Origin of the sequence: Kineococcus indalonis (genome assembly GCF_009906395.1) — a bacterium.
Taxonomy (GTDB): Bacteria; Actinomycetota; Actinomycetes; order Actinomycetales; family Kineococcaceae; genus Kineococcus; species Kineococcus indalonis.
In genome coordinates this window covers 2,493-6,095 of record NZ_JAAALM010000226.1, presented here as the reverse complement: position 1 = coordinate 6,095, position 3,603 = coordinate 2,493, and the positions used below count along the sequence as shown (strand labels likewise).

Sequence of the window (3,603 nt, the reverse complement as noted above, 5' to 3'; positions counted from 1 at the left end):
GAGTGGCCGGCGGTGTCCTACTCTCCCACCCAGTCTCCCGAGCAGTACCATCGGCGCTGGCGGGCTTAGCTTCCGGGTTCGGAATGTGACCGGGCGTTTCCCCACCGCTATGACCACCGGACCACGAGGACCGGATCAACAACCACGGTTGCGACCCGAGAACCACACAGCGGACGCTCACACACACCTACACCACCTACGACAACTCAACCCACCGACTGCTTCACGGTTCCTGCGCCGCGGTACCCCGCCACCACAAGACCTCCTCCGCGCCCCTGCTCATCCAGGACCCTTCAGCACTCAACACCACCCCGCACACCCGCCCACCCCACGCCCCCGCGTTCACGGAGAGCAACGAGTGGATGCTGGTGTGCACTGGTGACAAGCGATCGGCTTATTAGTACCGGTCAGCTCCACGACTCTTTCGTCATCGCTTCCACACCCGGCCTATCAACCCCGTAGTCTGCAGGGAGCCTCTCACCCCTTTCACAGGGCATGGAAACCTCATCTCGAAGCAGGCTTCCCGCTTAGATGCCTTCAGCGGTTATCCCTTCCGAACGTAGCCAACCAGCCATGCTCCTGGCGGAACAACTGGCACACCAGAGGTTCGTCCGTCCCGGTCCTCTCGTACTAGGGACAGCCCTTCTCAAGTTTCCTGCGCGCGCAGCGGATAGGGACCGAACTGTCTCACGACGTTCTAAACCCAGCTCGCGTACCGCTTTAATGGGCGAACAGCCCAACCCTTGGGACCTACTCCAGCCCCAGGATGCGACGAGCCGACATCGAGGTGCCAAACCATGCCGTCGATATGGACTCTTGGGCAAGATCAGCCTGTTATCCCCGGGGTACCTTTTATCCGTTGAGCGACCGCGATTCCACACTCCACGGCCGGATCACTAGTCCCGACTTTCGTCCCTGCTCGACATGTCTGTCTCACAGTCAAGCTCCCTTGTGCACTTGCACTCGACACCTGATTGCCAACCAGGCTGAGGGAACCTTTGGGCGCCTCCGTTACTCTTTAGGAGGCAACCGCCCCAGTTAAACTACCCACCAGGCACTGTCCCTGATCCGGATCACGGACCGAAGTTAGACATCCAGAACGACCAGAGTGGTATTTCAACGGCGACTCCACGACCACTAGCGTGACCGCTTCACAGTCTCCCACCTATCCTACACAAGCCGTTCCGAACACCAATACCAAGCTATAGTGAAGGTCCCGGGGTCTTTCCGTCCTGCTGCGCGTAACGAGCATCTTTACTCGTAGTGCAATTTCGCCGAGTTCGCGGTTGAGACAGCGGGGAAGTCGTTACGCCATTCGTGCAGGTCGGAACTTACCCGACAAGGAATTTCGCTACCTTAGGATGGTTATAGTTACCACCGCCGTTTACTGGCGCTTAAGTTCTCAGCGTCCCCGCGCGAAGCGGGTAACCGGTCCCCTTAACGTTCCAGCACCGGGCAGGCGTCAGTCCGTATACATCGTCTTGCGACTTCGCACGGACCTGTGTTTTTAGTAAACAGTCGCTTCCCCCTGGTCTCTGCGGCCCTCAAGAGCTAGCCGGCCAGCGGCTTCACTCCTCAGGCCCCCCTTCTCCCGAAGTTACGGGGGCATTTTGCCGAGTTCCTTAACCACGATTCACTCGATCGCCTCGGTATTCTCTACCTGACCACCTGAGTCGGTTTAGGGTACGGGCGGCTCGAACCTCGCGCCGAGGCTTTTCTAGACAGCATGGGATCACCCTGCTTCCCCCTTGCGGGGTCACCATCAGGTCTCAGGCTCGACATCGAAGTCAGAGGTGCGGATTTGCCTGCACCTCGCCCTACGCCCTTGGACGTGGACAACCATCGCCACGCGGAAGCTACCCTCCTGCGTCACCCCTGTTAATACGCTTGCCTACTACCGGATCGGGCCGCACGCGCCACCGAGCCGCGCCCGAAGGCAACGACCGGCTTAGGGTGCTTAGCATCACCGGATTCGACATGGACGGTTCTGCGCCGGTACGGGAATATCAACCCGTTGTCCATCGACTACGCCTGTCGGCCTCGCCTTAGGTCCCGACTTACCCAGGGCGGATGAACCTGGCCCTGGAACCCTTGGTCAATCGGCGGACGGGTTTCTCACCCGTCATTCGCTACTCATGCCTGCATTCTCACTCGTGTGCAGTCCACGGCACGATCACTCGACCGCTTCACCCCGCACACGACGCTCCCCTACCCACCCACACACCTGCACCCCCCCGATCTCCCGGGAGGGCGGAGCTTCACGTGTGAGTGCCACAGCTTCGGCGGTGTGCTTGAGCCCCGCTACATTGTCGGCGCGGAATCACTTGACCAGTGAGCTATTACGCACTCTTTCAAGGGTGGCTGCTTCTAAGCCAACCTCCTGGTTGTCTGCGCGACTCCACATCCTTTCCCACTTAGCACACGCTTAGGGGCCTTAGCTGATGATCTGGGCTGTTTCCCTCTCGACTACGAAGCTTATCCCCCGCAGTCTCACTGCCACGCTCTGACTTACCGGCATTCGGAGTTTGGCTGACGTCAGTAACCCGGTGGGGCCCATCGGCCATCCAGTAGCTCTACCTCCGGCAAGAAACACGCGACGCTGCACCTAAATGCATTTCGGGGAGAACCAGCTATCACGGAGTTTGATTGGCCTTTCACCCCTACCCACAGCTCATCCCCCAGGTTTTCAACCCTGGTGGGTTCGGTCCTCCACGCGGTCTTACCCGCGCTTCAACCTGGCCATGGGTAGATCACTCCGCTTCGGGTCTAGAGCACGCGACTGAAACGCCCTGTTCGGACTCGCTTTCGCTACGGCTTCCCCACCCGGGTTAACCTCGCCACGTACCACTAACTCGCAGGCTCATTCTTCAAAAGGCACGCCGTCACAGGTGCAAAGCCTGCTCCGACGGATTGTAGGCACACGGTTTCAGGTACTATTTCACTCCCCTCCCGGGGTGCTTTTCACCCTTCCCTCACGGTACTGGTCCGCTATCGGTCATCAGGAAGTATTTAGGCTTACCAGGTGGTCCTGGCAGATTCACACGAGATTCCACGAGCCCCGTGCTACTCGGGTAGCGCGCCCAGACAGGCCGCGACATTTCGCCTACGGGGGTCTCACCCACTGCGCCGGACCTTCCCAGGCCCTTCGGCTATGCCACGACTTTCTCACTGTCCGAGGCGTCGGTAGCCGCCTCCGGCACACACCCACAACCCCGCCCGTGCAACCCCTACCGGGTCTGACACACGGAGGCGGTTTAGCCTCGTCCGCTTTCGCTCGCCACTACTCACGGAATCACTGTTGTTTTCTCTTCCTGTGGGTACTGAGATGTTTCACTTCCCCACGTTCCCTCCACGCACCCTATACATTCAGGTGCGGGTGACCGCCCATGACGACGGCCGGGTTTCCCCATTCGGACACCCTCGGATCACCGTTCGGTTGCCAACTCCCCGAGGCTTATCGCAGGCTCCCACGTCCTTCATCGGCTCCTGATGCCAAGGCATCCACCGTGCGCCCTTACACACTTGCCACCACCACACACCACCACCCACCCCACCCGCGAACGGGACGACACCCGCGAACGGGACGACACCCGCGAACGGGAC

At 60.1% G+C, this 3,603-nt stretch carries 2 rRNA genes; both read right to left on the bottom strand.

The window, feature by feature from the left end:
* Window positions 1-4: 4 nt before the first annotated feature.
* Window positions 5-121 (bottom strand): 5S ribosomal RNA (gene rrf / locus GTR00_RS12050).
* A gap of 256 nt (window positions 122-377) precedes the next feature.
* Window positions 378-3,528: ribosomal RNA gene (locus GTR00_RS12045) — 23S ribosomal RNA — on the bottom strand.
* Window positions 3,529-3,603 lie beyond the last annotated feature (75 nt).